The organism is Sodalis sp. RH21 (assembly GCF_047324175.1).
GTDB lineage: Bacteria > Pseudomonadota > Gammaproteobacteria > Enterobacterales > Enterobacteriaceae > Acerihabitans.
This window is the reverse complement of sequence record NZ_CP178732.1, coordinates 3034944-3049903: the sequence shown is the minus strand read 5'-3', so window position 1 is coordinate 3049903 and position 14960 is coordinate 3034944. Positions and strand designations below refer to the sequence as shown.

Sequence of the window (14960 nt, the reverse complement as noted above, 5' to 3'; positions counted from 1 at the left end):
GTGTAACGATGAATGTCGCAACCGACGATCCCTTATTCTGGCGTCTGTTCGCACTGGCGCAGATGTTGTCGCAACTGCCGCCGCGCGCGCTGATTCTCTGGCTGGAGCAGGCCGCCGGCCAACCGCTGGCCGCAGACCGGCTGCCGCTATTGAGCCTCGAACGGCTGGCGGCGCGGTGGCCCGCCGACTGTCCGCCGCCGACGGTGGCGCAATGGCAGCAGGTGATGGCCTGCCTGGATGGACAGCTTCCCATACACCTGACCACCCATCCGCAGCGGGGCGAGGCCTTGCAGCTGCGGGCGGCCTTTGCCTCCAGCGACGGGCTGACCATCGACGGCCATTTCGGCCAGAGCAGGCTGTTCTTTATTTACGCCTTTGATGAACAAGGGGCATTTTTGCAGCAGGTGCGCCGCTACCGCGATGAGCCCGGCGCGCTGGAGGAGGGCAATGAAGCGCGGGCGCGGTTGTTAAGCGACTGCCATCTGCTGTTTTGCGAGGCGATTGGCGGCCCCGCCGCGGCCCGGGTGATCCGCAATAATATCCATCCCATAAAGATTAAACCGCCAATGGCCATCGCGCAGCAGTTGGACGCGCTGGCGGCCATGCTGGCCGGGCGCGTACCGCCCTGGCTGGCGAAACGCCTGGGCAAATCCCATCCGCTGGCGCAGCATCAGTTTTCGCTGTGACGCCGGGGTTTGAACCGCCAGGCGCCGGATGCGCGAGATATCCGCAGCGGAAGGCGCATGGCCACCCCGAAAGCCAGCAAATGAAGAACTGATAGCACCGCGAAGGCCCGCAAGAATTGCCGTGGCGACGCATGCGCCGGGTGGCGTATCGTCAATGAAATGACCACGGCCAAAAGCGTCGTCGCCACCGGCGCGCCGGCCCGTTGGACGATATTCAACGCGGTGTTGGCCACGGCAAGTCTCGCCTTGGGTATTGGCGAATACGCCGCCGCAATGGATGGAATACTAATCGAGCCTTGCCCCGCCCCGGACAGCAAAAGGCTGGCCGCAACCCATGTAGCGGAGAACGGATGCCCGATCATCCAAAGGAATGCGGCCGCGCTCAGAAAATCCGGCAGCACCCCCCCCGGCGGACACCGCGCGGCAGCCATATTTTTCGGTTAACCATCCCAAGAGTGGAAACGAGCGCATCATCCCGACCCCCGCCCGCCTGCAGCAACCACTGTCCTTGCGGGCGCGACGCATTTTGCAGCCCGTGAATCAGCGCGGACGGTCCCGGCGAAATCAGCGCAAAACCGAGGAAATCGAACGGGCGCCGTTGCTAAAGATCGCTATCGCGCGGCGGCAGCAACGCGGCCGGCCATTGGCCGTTGTCTGCTTTGTCGCGTTCCCGACAATTAAAATCTTTTTAAAAACAGCTGCTAAGGGCTGGCCCATGAATTGCACCTATTGAGAGGTATGGGGATTAACGCCGCAACACAGAGGGAATGCCATGAAGAATAATGAAATCGCCGCCCTGTTCGTGGAGCCCGCCTGCGAACATAACGGCAAGCATAAAACCGGCTGCAAGCCGCCGAAACCCGGCTCCACCGCGGGCGGCTGCGCGTTCGACGGCGCGCAGATCGCTTTGTTGCCGGTAGCCGATGTGGCGCATCTGGTGCATGGCCCCATCGGCTGCGCCGGCAGTTCCTGGGATAACCGGGGCAGCCGCAGCTCGGGTCCGACGCTCAACCGGCTTGGCTTTACCACCGACTTAAGCGAACAGGATGTGATTATGGGGCGGGGGGAACGGCGGCTGTTTCACGCCGTCAGGCATATCGCCGAACGTTATCATCCGGCCGCCGTCTTTATTTACAACACCTGCGTGCCCGCCATGGAGGGCGATGATATCGACGCGGTATGCCGTTCGGCGTCGGCGGCGGCGGGCATTCCGGTGATTGCGGTGGATTCGGCGGGATTTTACGGCAGTAAAAATCTCGGTAATCGCATCGCCGGCGACGTTATGCTGCGCCAGGTGGTGGGACAGCGCGAGCCCGCGCCCTGGCCGGCCGGCTATCCGATACCGGAAAACCGCGGCCATAATATCGGCCTGATCGGCGAATATAACATTGCCGGCGAGTTTTGGCAGGTGCTGCCGCTGCTCGATGAACTGGGGGTGCGGGTGCTTTGTACGCTCTCCGGAGACGCCCGGTTCGCCGAAATCCAGACCATGCACCGTTCCGACGTCAATATGCTGGTGTGTTCCCGCGCGCTGATTAACGTCGCGCGCAAATTGGAAGAGCGCTATGACACCCCCTGGTTCGAGGGCAGCTTTTACGGCATGCGGGAAATGTCGGCCTCGCTGCGCCAGTTGGCGGCGCTGCTCGGCGACGGGGACTTGACCGCGCGCACCGAGGCGCTGATCGCCCGCGAGGAGGCGGCCGCCCAACGGGCGCTGGCGCCGCTGCGCGCCCGCCTGGCCGGCAAGCGGGTATTGTTGTACACCGGCGGGGTGAAGTCCTGGTCGGTGGTATCGGCGCTGCAGGATCTGGGCCTCGACGTGGTGGCCACCGGCACCCGTAAATCCACCGAAGAGGACAAAGCGCGGATTCGCGCCCTGATGGGCGAGGACGCGCTGATGCTTGATGAAGGCAATCCGCGCCTGCTGCTCGATACCGTCTATCGCTACCGCGCCGACATGATGATTGCCGGCGGCCGCAATATGTATACCGCCTATAAAGCCAGGCTGCCGTTTTTGGATATCAACCAGGAGCGCGAAGAGGCGTTCGCCGGATATACCGGCATGGTGAATCTGGCGCGGGAAGTTTGCCGCACGCTGGAAAGTCCGGTGTGGGCCCAGGTCAACCAGCCTGCGCCCTGGCAGCCGAAAGGCTGAGGAGAAACTTATGACGCATGTTGTCCGTTCGGTCAAACCGCTGGCCACCAGCCCCATCAAAAGCGGCCAGCCGCTGGGAGCCATCCTGGCCGCCATGGGGCTGGAACATTGTATTCCCCTGGTGCACGGCGCGCAGGGATGCAGCGCCTTTGCCAAGGTATTTTTTATCCAGCACTTCCATGAGCCGGTGCCGCTGCAATCCACCGCCATGGAGCCGATTACCACCATCATGGGCGCGGACGATAATATCCTCGCCGCCCTGGAAACCCTGTGCGAGCGTAATACGCCGCGCATTATCGTCCTGCTGAGCACCGGGCTGTCGGAAGCCCAGGGCAGCGATTTGGGCCGGGCGGTGACGCTGTTTCGCGAGAGCCATCCCAAACACCGGCAGGTGGGCATTCTTACCGTCAGCACGCCGGACTTTTACGGTTCCATGGAAAACGGCTATGCGGCTCTGCTGGAAAGCGTGGTGCAGCAATGGGTGCCGCCCGAACCGCCGCCCGGCATCCGCACCAAGCGGGTGAATATTTTCCTGAGCCATATGTTTACTCCCGGCGATCAGGAACTGCTGCGCAGTTATGTCGAAGCCTTTGGGCTGCAGGCGGTCATAGTGCCGGATCTGACGCAATCCATGGACGGCCATCTCGCGGCGGGGGATTACAGTTCCCTGACCCAGGGCGGCACGGCGCTGCGGCTGATGGAGCAGTTGGGACAAAGTGCGGCCAGTTTTGTTATCGGCGTCTCCCTGCAACGGGTGGCCGCGCTGATTGAACCCCGCGGGCGCGGCATCTGCGTGCGCTTGCCGCACCTGATGACGCTGTCCCAGATGGATGAGTTTATTTTGCGGCTGCGCCAGATCTCCGGGCGCGAGGTGCCCGCCTGGATCGATCGCCAGCGCGGCCAGTTGCTCGATGCGATGATCGATTGCCACGGCGACCTGCAGGGCGGCCGCATGGCCATCGCCGCCGAAGCGGATCTGCTGCGCGGCTGGACCGATTTCGCCTTGAGCCAGGGCATCGACGTGGCGCATGCGGTGGCCCCGGTCAACCAGCCCGGCCTGGCGGAGCTGTCGGTGGACACCGTGACCATCGGCGATTTGGAAGATCTCGCCGATCTGCTGGCGCAGCGTCCCGCCGATATGATCCTGGCCAACTCCCACGCCGCCGGCCTGGCGCAGCGGCTGCATCTGCCGCTGGTGCGCACCGGTTTTCCCATTTACGACCGGCTGGGGGAGTTCCGCCGTACCCGCCAGGGGTATGCCGGTATCCGGGATACGCTGTTTGAGCTGGGCAATGTCATGCGCCTGCGCCATCAGCACTCCCCGGTCTATCTTTCGCCGCTCAAACAGGATTTTTCCGCCGTCTCACTCGCACAGGACGCCGGCTTATGAATAACTTCCAGCGCAATCTCACGGTGACCACCGCCGCCGACTGGGCCCTGCGGGTCGCTTTCGCCAGTTCCGATCTGCACGTGGTGAATCAGCATTTCGGCTCGACGCCCCGGCTGGCGATCTACGGGGTAAAACCCGATCGGGTAACGTTATTGCAGGTGACGGATTTTATCGTCCAGCCGGGACACGATCTCGATAAATTAAGCAGCCGTATCGCCGCGCTGGACGGTTGCCTGTCGCTCTACTGCGTGGCGGTCGGCGAGAGCGTGTTCCGGCAATTGCTGCGCGTCGGCGTGCGGGCGGTGAGCGTGCCCGCCGCCACCTCCATCGCCGGCCTGCTGACGGAGCTCCAGCAAAACTGGGACGCGCCGACCGTGCAGCGCCACCAGGACAAACGCGATCCCCGCCGGTTCGAACGTTACCAGCAGGAGAGCCGCTGGGAGGAAGACGAACGCTGATTTGTGTCATTTCCCTGACAAAACCGACAACCCGCCCCGACATGTTCGGGGTTTTTATTAAGTGCGCAGGCCTATCTCGTTGAATTATCGATAAAGATGTGACTGGCATCACATTTGCTCAATAGATATTAACCCCATTGCGGAGCGACATCATGATTCAGATCGAAGCGGAAGCCTTGCAACAACTGCTTGTTTTGCGCCGGCAGCTGGCGGAACCCTGCGCCGGTTTACGGATTGCGCTGGACGGCGATACCTGCCGCGGCTGGCAGATCGGCCTGGCCTGGAGCCGGCAGCCAAGGGCGGAGGATTATGCGGTTGACTATCAGGGACTGACATTGCTGGCCGCCATCGCCCACTGGCCTTACCTGCAGGGCGCGGCGATCCGCGTGGGCGAGCAGGACGGGCAACGGGGTTTATGGGTTGAATTACAGGCGACAGCCTGTCACTGCGACAATCAGGTTTGCGCATCACCGCAGGCTATGAGCCTGTGAGCCGGAGAAAAATTTATGTGGAACTATTCAGAAAAAGTTAAAGATCATTTTTTTCACCCGCGTAATGCCAAAGTCGTCGAACAGGCGAACGCTATCGGGGACGTCGGCTCGCTGAGCTGCGGTGACGCGCTGCGTCTGATGCTGCGCGTCGATCCGGTAACGGAAGTGATCGAGGAGGCGGGGTTTCAGACGTTTGGCTGCGGCAGCGCCATCGCGTCGTCCTCCGCGCTGACCGAACTGATTATCGGCCGCACCCTGACCGAAGCCGCATTGCTCACCAATAAGCAGATTGCCGATTATCTCGACGGCCTGCCGCCGGAAAAAATGCACTGTTCGGTGATGGGCCAGGAAGCGCTGCGCGCCGCAATCGCCCAGTTTCGCGGCGAAGCCCCCGAAGCCGACCACGACGAAGGGGCGCTGATTTGCAAATGTTTTGGCGTCGACGAGGGCCATATTCGCCGGGCGGTGACGGAAAACGGCCTCACTACCCTGGAGGACGTGATTAATTACACCAAGGCCGGCGGCGGCTGCACTTCCTGCCATGAAAAAATAGAGCAGACCCTGGGCGAAATCCTCAGCCGGCAGCCGGTGGCCGCGGCCGCCGCGGCGCCGGTGGCGCGCGATGAAAACTGGCTGGCGGTGGAAGAGGTGATCGCCGGCCTGCGCCCGCACATCCAGGCGGACGGCGGCGATATGCGCTTGCTGGGCGTCGGCGACAAGCAGGTGACCGTTGCGCTGTCCGGCAGTTGCAGCGGCTGCATGATGACCGATATGACCCTGGCCTGGCTGCAACAGAAATTGATTGAACGGCTCGGCCGGTTTATGCATGTGGTGGCCGATGGCGCCGCGCTGCCCACCAGTAACATTGAATAAGCAATGAGGTAAGCCGATGAAAGCGATCTATCTGGATAATAACGCCACCACCCGCCTGGACCCCATGGTACTGGAAGCCATGATGCCGTTCCTGAGCGAGCATTACGGCAATCCTTCTTCCATTCATGATTTCGGCCAGCCCGCCGGCATCGCCCTGATCAAGGCCCGTGAACAGGTGGCCAGCCTACTGGGAGCGCGCTTTGATAGCGAAATTATTTTCACCTCCTGCGCCACCGAAGCCACCTCCACCGCCATCCTGTCGGCGGTAGAGGCCTATCCCGAGCGCCGGGAAATCGTCACCAGCATCGTGGAGCATCCCGCCACGCTGCAGGTCTGCGAGCACCTGGAACGCCAGGGATACCTGATTCACCGCATACCGGTGGACGGCGACGGCGCGCTGGATATGGCGGCTTATCGCGCGGCGTTAAGCGATCGGGTGGCGGTGGTGTCCATTATGTGGGCCAACAATGAGACCGGCGTGGTGTATCCGGTGGCCGCCATGGCCGAACTGGCCCATCAGCACGGGGTCCTGTTTCACTGCGACGGCGTGCAGGCGGTAGGCAAAATTCCGGTGGCGGTGGGCGCCACCGCCATCGATATGCTTTCCTGCTCCGGGCATAAATTTCACGGTCCCAAAGGCATCGGCTGCCTTTATCTGCGGCGCGGCACCCGCTTCCGGCCCCTGCTGCGCGGCGGCCACCAGGAACGCGGCCGGCGCGCCGGTACGGAAAATATCGTCGGCATCGTCGGTATGGGCGCGGCGGCGGAGCTGGCGGATATCCATCTGCCCATGATGACCCGGCAAATCGCGCCGATGCGCGATCGCCTGCAGCAGGCCGTGCTGGCCGCCATTCCCCATACCCTGGTGATGGGCGGCGGCCAGCCGCGCACCCCCAACACGGTAAATATCGCGTTCGAATATATCGAAGGCGAAGCCATTCTGCTGCTGCTCAACCACTGCCGGATCGCCGCCTCCAGCGGCAGCGCCTGCACCTCCGGCTCGCTGGAGCCCTCGCACGTGATGCGGGCCATGGGCATTCCCTATACCGCCGCCCACGGCACCATCCGGTTCTCCTTATCCCGCTATACGCGCGAAAAAGAGATCGATTACGTCATCGAGCAACTGCCGCCGCTGATCGCCCGCCTGCGCGCGCTGTCCCCTTACTGGCAGGGCGACCGGCCGCTGAATGCGGCCAACAATGGCTTTGTGCCGACCTATGGTTAACCACGGGAAACCCGATCTATGAGCGCGATCGTGATTAATGACACTACGCTGCGCGACGGCGAGCAAAGTCCGGGCGTGGCGTTCAGCGCCGGGGAAAAGGTGGCTGTCGCCCGCGCGCTGGCCCGGGCCGGGGTGGGGGAGCTGGAAGTCGGCACCCCGGCGATGGGGGATGAGGAGTGCCGGCGCATCGCCCAGGTGCGCCAAGCCTTGCCGGACCATACCCTGATGGCCTGGTGCCGGTTAAACCGCCGGGAAATCCGGCTGGCGGCCGATGCGGGCATGGACTGGGTGGATATTTCGCTGCCGGCATCGGCCCGCCTGCGCGATTACAAATTGCAGCTATCCTGGCCGCAGCTGGCGCAGGAATTGGCCCGGCAGGTGGCCTTTGCCCGGCAATGCGGGCTGCGGGTCAGCATCGGATGCGAGGACGCCTCCCGCGCCAGCGATGAGGAACTGCGGCGCATTGCCGCCGTGGCCGGCGATACCGGCGCCCTGCGGCTGCGTTTTGCCGACACCTTGGGCGTGCTCGATCCGTTTGCCACCTTCGAGCGCATCGCTGCGTTACGGTGTCACTGGCAGGGCGAGATCGAGATGCACGCCCATAACGATCTGGGCATGGCCACCGCCAATACCCTGGCGGCGGTGCGGGCAGGGGCAACCCATGTCAATACCACCGTGATGGGGCTGGGCGAACGCGCCGGCAATGCGGCGCTGGAAAGCGTGGCCATGGCCATCACCGCCTGCCTGGGCCGGGATACCGGCATTGTGTTCGACCGGCTGCCCGATCTCTGCCGGCAGGTATCCGACGCCGCGCGGCGGCCGATAGACGCGCAGCTGCCGCTGATGGGCGAGCAGGTATTTACCCATGAGTCGGGCATTCATGTGGCGGGGTTATTAAAAAATCCCGCCTGCTACCAGAGTATCGACCCGGCGCTGCTTGGCCGCCGCCATACGCTGGTATTGGGCAAACATTCCGGCCGTCATGCGGTGCATCGCATTTTTGGCGATCTGGGATATACCCTGGCCGCCGCCCAGGCGGAACAACTGCTGCTGGCGCTGCGCAGCCGCGCCGAGATCTGGAAGCACAGCCCCTCGGAGCGCCAGTTGCACGATCTCTATGCCGAATTCTACGGCGTCGCCGGGCCGGATATCGGTCTGGCGCTTTGTTCGGGAGGCTAAGATGGAATGGTTTACGTCACTGCCCGGCATCGATGGGCTGGATACCGCCGAGGCGTTTTTCGATTATTTCGAACTGCCTGCCGATCCGGCGGTGATTCGCGCCAAACGGCTGCATATCATGCATGAATTCCACCGCCGGCTGGCGCAGGTCATCAGCGTGCCGCTCGCCGGCCTGGCCTCGGGGGATGCGGGGGAACTGGCCCGCAACAAAGCCCGCTGGTCGATGGCGCGGCACCTGCTTGACCAAAGCTATCGGCATTTTCTGCAAGGGGAACTGGCGGCGACCTCGGCAATGGCCATTTATCAACGCCATAAAGCCAGTTTTATCCCCTGGAGCGCATTAATGGAGGTATTACCATGAAACCCAGCTATGAATTTGGCGACCGGGTGCGGGTCATTCGCTCGCTGCGCAATGACGGCACATTCCCCGGCAAGCCCCGCGGGGCGATGCTGGTGCGTAAAGGCAGCGTCGGATATGTGCGCGAATGGGGCACGTTCCTGCAGGATAACCTGATTTACCAGGTCCACTTTGTGGAAGAGGACTGTATCGTGGGGTGCCGCGAACAAGAGCTGATTTCCGGCAGCGCGCCGTGGATTGCCGGCGAGTTCCAGTACGGCGACTGGGTCAGCGCCGCGCTGCCTTTGGCCGTCGGCGGGGAACCGGTGGTCAGCGAAGGGCAGGTGGGCCAGATCATGGATGAAATCCGCGATCGCCAGCCGATGTCGTATGTGGTGCTGTTCGAGGGACGGTTGTTTCGCGTGCCGGAAGCGGCGCTGGCGGCGCGGCTGATCGAATCCTGAGGAGAATGGATGATGGAAATATGGCGCATTTACAGCCGGCTGAAATTATCCCTTGCGCTTTATAAGATCCCGCCCTGGCAATTAACCGCCGAGCAGCTCACCGAGTTTGAACCGCGCTATGCCCGGCAACTGACTTTGGAAAGCCGGATAGAGCAGCAGGCCCTGGCGCAGGGTCTGAGCGCCGCCGAAAGCGATATCCAGGCCGCGGTGGCCGCTCTCGACCAGCGCCTGGATACCGCTGCGGTGGAACCGCGGCAGCTGGCGCGACTGGGCCTGGACGCGCGCGGCCTGTATCAGGCCATGACCCACGAGGTCCTGCTGGATAAAATGCTGGCGCGGGTGGCGGCCCAGGCGCCGACGCCGGACGACGCCCAGGTCGTCCAATGGTATCTGGAACACCAGGCTAAATTCCTGCGTCCCGAACAGCGCGAATGCAGCCATATCCTGCTTACCGTAGATGATGAGCAGCCCGGCTGCCGGCTGGAACAGGCGCGCCCACGCATCGAGGCGCTGCACCGGCTTTTGCACCCTTCCTCCGGCAAGGATTCCGCCGGGGAACATTCCGTCGTCGCGCATTCAATTGTTGCGCATTCAATTATAGAAAACCCCGCCGCCGATTTTGCCCGCTTGGCGCAGCGCCATTCGGAATGCCCCACCGCCCTGGACGGGGGCAATCTGGGCTGGATTAGCCGCGGGTTATTGTATGAATCCCTGGAGCGGGTGCTGTTTGCCCTGCCGGCAGGGCAGGTAAGTGACATTGTCACCAGTCCCATGGGCCTGCATCTGTTATTGTGCCGCGCGATTCGTCCCGCCGCGCCCATCCCGCGGGAACAAGCGCTGGCGACGGTGCGCCGGCAGTTGCAGACGCGGGAACGGCAACGCTATCAGCGCCAATGGCTGGATGCATTATAACGGCCGGCTCGGGACATAAAGGGATGCTAGCGGCACGGGGATGCGGCAATCCTCTTTATTCTGCCGCCAGCCTTCGAGATCCAATAACCACCATTGCTCCAGGCGCAATTCATAAAAGCGCCGTTTGCCAGCGCCGGCAAACTCGCTTAACGGCAGCATCCATTGCGCTCTTATGCGGCTATCCGGAAAATTGTGCAGATAATAATAGTCATGCACGTCGGCGCATTCGTTCCGCTCTATTTCCCGCGCCGTGCCGGTAAACTGTGCGCCGTCGAGGCCGGGCAGCGGCGAATCGGGGATGGCGGTCAGATAGATTGCCCCGCTTACCGCGGCCCGCCGCCGGATATTTTGTGAATGTAACGACTGTGCCATCGAATACCAGAACAGCCGCAGCGGCGACCGTTTGACGACATAATTCAGCGTCGCGATCCATGGTTCGCCCACCGCCGACGAGGTGGCCAGGTTAAAAAAACGGGCATTATCCAGCAAATATTCACTGCGGCTTGCATTGTCGTGGAAGATATCGGACATGATCAGCTCCTGATTAACGGCGCATCGTTTAATAAACGGGCATCGATAATTTCCCACCAGTCGTCCTGTTCGATGCGTTTTTTTTCCCAGACGGGATCTTTGCCCAGTGCGGATACCGCCCGGCGATACTCGCCCCAGGCCGCTTCGTCCGCGAATGAAACATAGTGCTCCAGGCAATGGACATGATTACCCACGGTGCGTATGTACCAGCGGCGATCGCCGGCCATGACCAGGGTGTGGTAAAACCAGCGGTCGCGTTCGCTCACCCACCGCCAGAAAGCCGCCATATCCCGTTGCGCCTGCCCGGTGGGTTTTAATAAATACATAAGATGCAGCATGCCGATTCTCCTTATTCCAGTTGTAACCACTCGGCGGTGAGATGCTTGGAGAAATGCCGCTGATAATACCGATGAAAGCGGCGGTTGTAATTTTCACAAGATGTCCGCGCCAGGTCCGGTCGGTCGGTGAATAACAGCAATGCGGCCAATGGCTCTAACTGTGCTCCACGGAACGTTTTGGCATGCAAAGCGGAAACAGACAGCCGGCATTGGGTAATATTATGTTCATCAGCATAATCAAGTGAATGATAATATGTTAACGCAAAATACCTGAAATCATTGGCGATATCCTGGTAATCCGAGCCGTAATAACGGGCATGCAGCGTTTGGCCAAAATGATAAAAAATAGTTATCGCAGAAATGCAGTTATTTTTTTTGGCGACGGCGGCGATAGCCGTATCGATGATCGCCGAATGGCGTTGTCCGTTAAATATATTCTGCATCCATTCGCTGCCCTGATGGCTGCCGTATTTTTCCCTGTTATCGGCAATCAGCCTGGCCGCGACGGTAAAGAGGTTTTCAGTTAACGGCAGCCATTCAACATGGTTACCCAAACGCTCAAAGGCGCGCAGTTCGGCTTTGGTCCGGTTGCGATGGTGTGCATGCCAGCGCGTCAACTGGGCGTTCAATCCACCCGGTAGCACGGGGATCGTTGCTTCGGCGCCGTGCATGACTACCCTGGCGTAAGGATAATGGCGCGCGATTTCCATGGCCCGGCTTAGGGGCATATAAGGGATGACGGTGGCGGTTTTGCCGCGTAGCTGCGCTTGCGCCGCCAGCGCAGCCGCAATGGCGGCCAACGCCTCGCCCCGGTGCGGGCCGCTGATACACGGGATTTCATTATGAGTGGAGCGCCTGGCCCCGCCCCATAAAAACGGGGTATGCCATGGCCCGGGAAGTCCTGGAAAATACTCCGGTAGGTAAAACAGGCCGGGTTGGTTTTCGCCGTTCCACAGCGCGCATCCGCCCAGCAGTCCGGCGCATCCGCGCAACGTCAGAATTTCCCCGGCGCCCAGGGCATAATCCAGGCTGCCCAGCCAGCCGTGGCAATGGTAAAAATCACTGTCGTTTACCAAACCATCCCATTCGTGCCGATCCACGCCGGCGATAGCGCTCATCTGGGGTACCGGGTCATGGGGGCGGTGAACCGCGCCAATGGTCATTATCCCTCCTTGACGCACTCGATGATGGCTACATGCGGCCGGCGGAAATAGGGCAGCAAGAATTCGATCCCGCCCTGCGGGGTAGGCGCTGGCCCCGCTGGCAAGGTTAATCCGGGCCAGCGCAAATTGATAAACCCCGCATCGGCCAGGGCGGCGGCCAGGGTTTCCGCTGACCAGTAATAGGCATCCAGGTTAATATCATAAGGGGGTTGGCAAAGATGCAAGCGCACCTTGCCCCCATCGCGCCTGGGAGCGGGTTCTATGAGCCTGAAACCATAGGCGCGGTAATATTCCGCGTCGGGATGAAAATCGGGATGCAGGGGGAGGGTTATCAACCGTCCGCCGGGTTTGAGCGCTCGGGCCATGGAGCGGCATAATGCGCGTAATGCCCCGTGGTCCGGCGCGTAAGGCAGGACATAAATAGCCAGGACGATATCAAAGGCGGCGGTGTATGTTTCATCCAGCTCCGCCAGATAGATAATGCCTTGGCGCTCTTTTTCTTCCCGGCGCCGCGCATAATTGAGCATGCCGGCGGATATATCGTGGCCGACCACCGCTTGCGCCCCGAGCTGTTTCAGCCAGCGTGAAAAAAAACCGGGGCCACAGCCGAAGTCCAATACGGTTTGACCGGTTAAATCGCCCAGGCATGCGGCAAGCGCCGGTATTTCCAGATATTTACGGTAGGGCCATTGGGCTAATTGCTCGTACAGCCCGGCATACTCATCAAAAGTTGTATTATCAAAAGTCGGGGGATTGGTTTCGCCGGCGTTGTGGCCGGATAATACAACGGATGCTTTTTTTTGCTTCACAATAGATTCTCCTGCCGCCAGAGGGAAGTGAATAAATTGACTGTCTACTGCCAGATTGGTATTAATTAATCCGACAAAGCGTTATTGAAATTAATATGTGGTGACCAGCGAAAGTGATTCACCTGGATATTAATTTTATAAAATATCCAATCCATGGCTGGCATAAAAATAAAAAACTTCAAAATATATAACATGATTATCTGATCAATAAGTCAATGGCCTTTTTTAACACCCTCTGTTGCGTTATGGGCAATAATATTGACAACAGCGGGCCATCAGCCCGCATATCGACGCGGTTAAACCGGCATGTTTTAACGAATAGGGGCGCCGGAATATTACAGCGCCGCCTTCACCAACGTAATCCAGGACTCAACCCGCTCGGCGCTGAGATCCGCCTGATTGTCCTGATCGAGGGCCAGACCCACAAACTCATCCCCTTCCAGCGCGGCGGAAGACGTGAATACATACCCGTCCCGCGGCCAGGCGCCGACGATAGTCGCGCCGGCTTGCGTCACGATATCGTAGAGTTCGCCCATGGCGCTGACGAAATTATCCGGATAAGCTTCCTGATCCCCCAGCCCGAACAGCGCCACGGTTTTGCCGCTCAGATCGGCCTGCGCCAGGGTATCGGCGAATTCCGCCCAGGATTCGCTCTGGCACTCCGCGTCCAGCCCGGGCAACTGACCGTCGGCCAGGGTCGGGGTGCCGAGGATCAGTACCGGGTAGGCCAGCAGATCGTCAATGGTGACGCGGTTAATGTTTTTCGGCTCGTCCGCTTCGCCGGCGAAATGCTGGTGGATCAGTTTGGCGATTTTACGGGTCTTGCCGGTGTCGGTACCAAAAAAAATGCCGATATTAGCCATGATAAGCTCCAAAAATGTTAACAATGCCAATGAAAAAAATTTCGCCGCAATAGCGCACGGCGGGCGTGCCATCGGGCGGCCCGGCGGCGGCATCAATCATCGTCGTCCTCGTCCGCGCCGGTTCTGGTGGCCGGTAAATAAATTTCCACCCGATCGCCTTCGCCGACCGGCGTATCCGCGGGGCATAAGCGGCCATAGATGCCGGTGCGGTGGATCGCCAGATCGAGATAAGGAAATAATTGCGGCAGCGGGGATGCCAGGATGGCCTGGCGTACCGTCACCGGGGCATCGAGCTGCATCTGAATGCAACGTCCCCGGATGCCGTTGACGTGGGCGACTGAAAATTTCATCAGTGGCAGCCTCCGGCGGGTTCGCTGCTGGGCTGCGCGGCGCTGGCGCGGCTGGTCAGGCGTTTTACCAGGCGGATGCCGCTGAGCAGCATGCCCATCACCACAAAGCCGCCCGGCGGTAATAACATCAGCAAAAAGCCCCGGTACCCCGGTAGCAGATGCAGTTCCAGAAAGTGGAAATGCGGGCCGAGCAGCAGGGCCGCGCCGCTAAATAGCGTGCCGCTGCCGAGAATTTCACGCACTGCGCCCACGCTGGTCAAGCCGAGGGTAAACCCCAGTCCGGTGGCCAAGCCGTCGAGCGCCGCGGGGAAAATCCGGTTATGGGCGGCAAAAGCCTCCGCCCGACCCAGCAGGGCGCAGTTGGCCACGATCAATGGGATAAACAGCCCCATGACTTTGTGCAAATCGTGCATCCAGGCGTTCATGGTTAAATCCAGAATCGTCACCAGCGAGGCGATAATCGAGATATACACCGGAATGCGGATCTGGCTGGGCGTCACCTTGCGCAGCGCCGAGACGAGAAAATTGGAGCAGGCCAGCACCATGGCGGTCATCAAGCCCAGTCCCAGGCCGTTGGTGGCGGTAGTGGTAATGGCCATCAGCGGGCACAGGCCAAGAATTTGCACAAAGGTGACATTATTGGTCCAGACCCCGCTGACCATAATCTCCCGCAGCCGCGGCTGGCTATTATCACTCATAAGCGCCTCCCATCGAGGTTAAATACTGCATTATCAAC

General features: G+C 60.8%; 19 protein-coding genes. 12 read left to right on the top strand and 7 right to left on the bottom strand.

What is annotated here, in order from left to right:
- The first annotated feature begins 8 nt into the window (after window positions 1-8).
- The 12 genes from ACL2XP_RS14000 to ACL2XP_RS13945 all read left to right on the top strand — a co-directional run bounded on the left by ACL2XP_RS14000 (window position 9) and on the right by ACL2XP_RS13945 (window position 10170).
- Complete coding sequence (locus tag ACL2XP_RS14000) at window positions 9-686, top strand: NifB/NifX family molybdenum-iron cluster-binding protein (protein WP_413733395.1); 678 nt, start codon at window positions 9-11, stop codon at window positions 684-686.
- Between the two features lie 159 nt (window positions 687-845).
- Window positions 846-1130: a hypothetical protein gene (locus ACL2XP_RS13995; RefSeq protein WP_413733394.1), complete on the top strand. Its 285-nt coding sequence runs from the start codon at window positions 846-848 to the stop codon at window positions 1128-1130.
- Window positions 1131-1458: 328 nt separating this feature from the next.
- The gene (gene nifE / locus ACL2XP_RS13990) at window positions 1459-2841 is read left to right on the top strand and encodes a nitrogenase iron-molybdenum cofactor biosynthesis protein NifE (protein WP_413733393.1); all 1383 of its coding nucleotides are present in this window, start codon (window positions 1459-1461) and stop codon (window positions 2839-2841) included.
- A gap of 10 nt (window positions 2842-2851) precedes the next feature.
- The gene (gene nifN, locus ACL2XP_RS13985; RefSeq protein ID WP_413733392.1) at window positions 2852-4231 is read left to right on the top strand and encodes a nitrogenase iron-molybdenum cofactor biosynthesis protein NifN; all 1380 of its coding nucleotides are present in this window, start codon (window positions 2852-2854) and stop codon (window positions 4229-4231) included.
- Window positions 4228-4689 carry a NifB/NifX family molybdenum-iron cluster-binding protein gene (locus ACL2XP_RS13980; RefSeq protein ID WP_413733391.1) on the top strand — a complete coding sequence of 154 codons (462 nt, stop codon included), beginning with the start codon at window positions 4228-4230 and terminating at the stop codon, window positions 4687-4689. The genes nifN and ACL2XP_RS13980 overlap by 4 nt, the downstream gene beginning before the upstream one ends.
- Before the next feature lie 152 nt (window positions 4690-4841).
- A complete protein-coding gene (locus tag ACL2XP_RS13975; protein ID WP_413733390.1) occupies window positions 4842-5180 on the top strand; it encodes a hypothetical protein in 339 nt (112 codons plus the stop codon).
- 15 nt (window positions 5181-5195) lie between these two features.
- Window positions 5196-6053: a Fe-S cluster assembly protein NifU gene (gene nifU, locus ACL2XP_RS13970; protein ID WP_413733389.1), complete on the top strand. Its 858-nt coding sequence runs from the start codon at window positions 5196-5198 to the stop codon at window positions 6051-6053.
- Window positions 6054-6069: 16 nt separating this feature from the next.
- Window positions 6070-7278: a cysteine desulfurase NifS gene (nifS, locus tag ACL2XP_RS13965; RefSeq protein ID WP_413733388.1), complete on the top strand. Its 1209-nt coding sequence runs from the start codon at window positions 6070-6072 to the stop codon at window positions 7276-7278.
- Window positions 7279-7296: 18 nt separating this feature from the next.
- The gene (gene nifV, locus ACL2XP_RS13960; RefSeq protein ID WP_413733387.1) at window positions 7297-8457 is read left to right on the top strand and encodes a homocitrate synthase; all 1161 of its coding nucleotides are present in this window, start codon (window positions 7297-7299) and stop codon (window positions 8455-8457) included.
- Window position 8458: 1 nt separating this feature from the next.
- Window positions 8459-8818, top strand: a complete 360-nt coding sequence (locus ACL2XP_RS13955; RefSeq protein WP_413733386.1) for a nitrogenase-stabilizing/protective protein NifW — start codon at window positions 8459-8461, stop codon at window positions 8816-8818.
- A complete protein-coding gene (locus tag ACL2XP_RS13950; protein ID WP_413733385.1) occupies window positions 8815-9258 on the top strand; it encodes a nitrogen fixation protein NifZ in 444 nt (147 codons plus the stop codon). The genes ACL2XP_RS13955 and ACL2XP_RS13950 overlap by 4 nt, the downstream gene beginning before the upstream one ends.
- Window positions 9259-9267: 9 nt before the next feature.
- Window positions 9268-10170 (top strand): peptidylprolyl isomerase, encoded by a 903-nt coding sequence (locus tag ACL2XP_RS13945; RefSeq protein WP_413733384.1) that lies wholly within the window; start codon window positions 9268-9270, stop codon window positions 10168-10170.
- Here the strand turns inward: ACL2XP_RS13945 and ACL2XP_RS13940 are convergent.
- From ACL2XP_RS13940 to ACL2XP_RS13910, 7 genes are all read right to left on the bottom strand, one after another.
- Window positions 10165-10701, bottom strand: coding sequence for a pyridoxamine 5'-phosphate oxidase family protein (locus ACL2XP_RS13940; protein WP_413733383.1), 537 nt, complete (start codon window positions 10699-10701; stop codon window positions 10165-10167). The two genes, ACL2XP_RS13945 and ACL2XP_RS13940, sit on opposite strands and share 6 nt — an antisense overlap.
- A gap of 2 nt (window positions 10702-10703) precedes the next feature.
- Window positions 10704-11039, bottom strand: a complete 336-nt coding sequence (locus ACL2XP_RS13935; protein WP_413733382.1) for a hypothetical protein — start codon at window positions 11037-11039, stop codon at window positions 10704-10706.
- Between the two features lie 11 nt (window positions 11040-11050).
- Entirely contained in the window at window positions 11051-12202 is a 1152-nt protein-coding gene (locus ACL2XP_RS13930) for a hypothetical protein (protein ID WP_413733381.1), read from the bottom strand.
- On the bottom strand, window positions 12202-13011 hold the full coding sequence (locus ACL2XP_RS13925) for a class I SAM-dependent methyltransferase (RefSeq protein WP_413733380.1): 810 nt from the start codon (window positions 13009-13011) through the stop codon (window positions 12202-12204). Before ACL2XP_RS13925 ends, ACL2XP_RS13930 begins: the two co-directional genes overlap by 1 nt.
- Window positions 13012-13346: 335 nt before the next feature.
- Complete coding sequence (locus ACL2XP_RS13920) at window positions 13347-13874, bottom strand: flavodoxin (RefSeq protein WP_413733379.1); 528 nt, start codon at window positions 13872-13874, stop codon at window positions 13347-13349.
- 92 nt (window positions 13875-13966) lie between these two features.
- Complete coding sequence (locus ACL2XP_RS13915; RefSeq protein ID WP_413733378.1) at window positions 13967-14224, bottom strand: RnfH family protein; 258 nt, start codon at window positions 14222-14224, stop codon at window positions 13967-13969.
- Window positions 14224-14922 carry an electron transport complex subunit E gene (locus ACL2XP_RS13910; protein ID WP_413733377.1) on the bottom strand — a complete coding sequence of 233 codons (699 nt, stop codon included), beginning with the start codon at window positions 14920-14922 and terminating at the stop codon, window positions 14224-14226. Before ACL2XP_RS13910 ends, ACL2XP_RS13915 begins: the two co-directional genes overlap by 1 nt.
- Window positions 14923-14960 lie beyond the last annotated feature (38 nt).

Bases quoted from the DNA above. Each gene is read 5' to 3' on its own strand.
- ACL2XP_RS14000 (WP_413733395.1), top strand. From the start codon at position 9: ATGAATGTCGCAACCGACGATCCCTTATTCTGGCGTCTGTTCGCACTG.
- ACL2XP_RS13995 (WP_413733394.1), top strand. From the start codon at position 846: ATGACCACGGCCAAAAGCGTCGTCGCCACCGGCGCGCCGGCCCGTTGG.
- nifE (WP_413733393.1), top strand. From the start codon at position 1,459: ATGAAGAATAATGAAATCGCCGCCCTGTTCGTGGAGCCCGCCTGCGAA.
- nifN (WP_413733392.1), top strand. From the start codon at position 2,852: ATGACGCATGTTGTCCGTTCGGTCAAACCGCTGGCCACCAGCCCCATC.
- ACL2XP_RS13980 (WP_413733391.1), top strand. From the start codon at position 4,228: ATGAATAACTTCCAGCGCAATCTCACGGTGACCACCGCCGCCGACTGG.
- ACL2XP_RS13975 (WP_413733390.1), top strand. From the start codon at position 4,842: ATGATTCAGATCGAAGCGGAAGCCTTGCAACAACTGCTTGTTTTGCGC.
- nifU (WP_413733389.1), top strand. From the start codon at position 5,196: ATGTGGAACTATTCAGAAAAAGTTAAAGATCATTTTTTTCACCCGCGT.
- nifS (WP_413733388.1), top strand. From the start codon at position 6,070: ATGAAAGCGATCTATCTGGATAATAACGCCACCACCCGCCTGGACCCC.
- nifV (WP_413733387.1), top strand. From the start codon at position 7,297: ATGAGCGCGATCGTGATTAATGACACTACGCTGCGCGACGGCGAGCAA.
- ACL2XP_RS13955 (WP_413733386.1), top strand. From the start codon at position 8,459: ATGGAATGGTTTACGTCACTGCCCGGCATCGATGGGCTGGATACCGCC.
- ACL2XP_RS13950 (WP_413733385.1), top strand. From the start codon at position 8,815: ATGAAACCCAGCTATGAATTTGGCGACCGGGTGCGGGTCATTCGCTCG.
- ACL2XP_RS13945 (WP_413733384.1), top strand. From the start codon at position 9,268: ATGATGGAAATATGGCGCATTTACAGCCGGCTGAAATTATCCCTTGCG.
- ACL2XP_RS13940 (WP_413733383.1), bottom strand. From the start codon at position 10,701: ATGTCCGATATCTTCCACGACAATGCAAGCCGCAGTGAATATTTGCTG.
- ACL2XP_RS13935 (WP_413733382.1), bottom strand. From the start codon at position 11,039: ATGCTGCATCTTATGTATTTATTAAAACCCACCGGGCAGGCGCAACGG.
- ACL2XP_RS13930 (WP_413733381.1), bottom strand. From the start codon at position 12,202: ATGACCATTGGCGCGGTTCACCGCCCCCATGACCCGGTACCCCAGATG.
- ACL2XP_RS13920 (WP_413733379.1), bottom strand. From the start codon at position 13,874: ATGGCTAATATCGGCATTTTTTTTGGTACCGACACCGGCAAGACCCGT.
- ACL2XP_RS13915 (WP_413733378.1), bottom strand. From the start codon at position 14,224: ATGAAATTTTCAGTCGCCCACGTCAACGGCATCCGGGGACGTTGCATT.
- ACL2XP_RS13910 (WP_413733377.1), bottom strand. From the start codon at position 14,922: ATGAGTGATAATAGCCAGCCGCGGCTGCGGGAGATTATGGTCAGCGGG.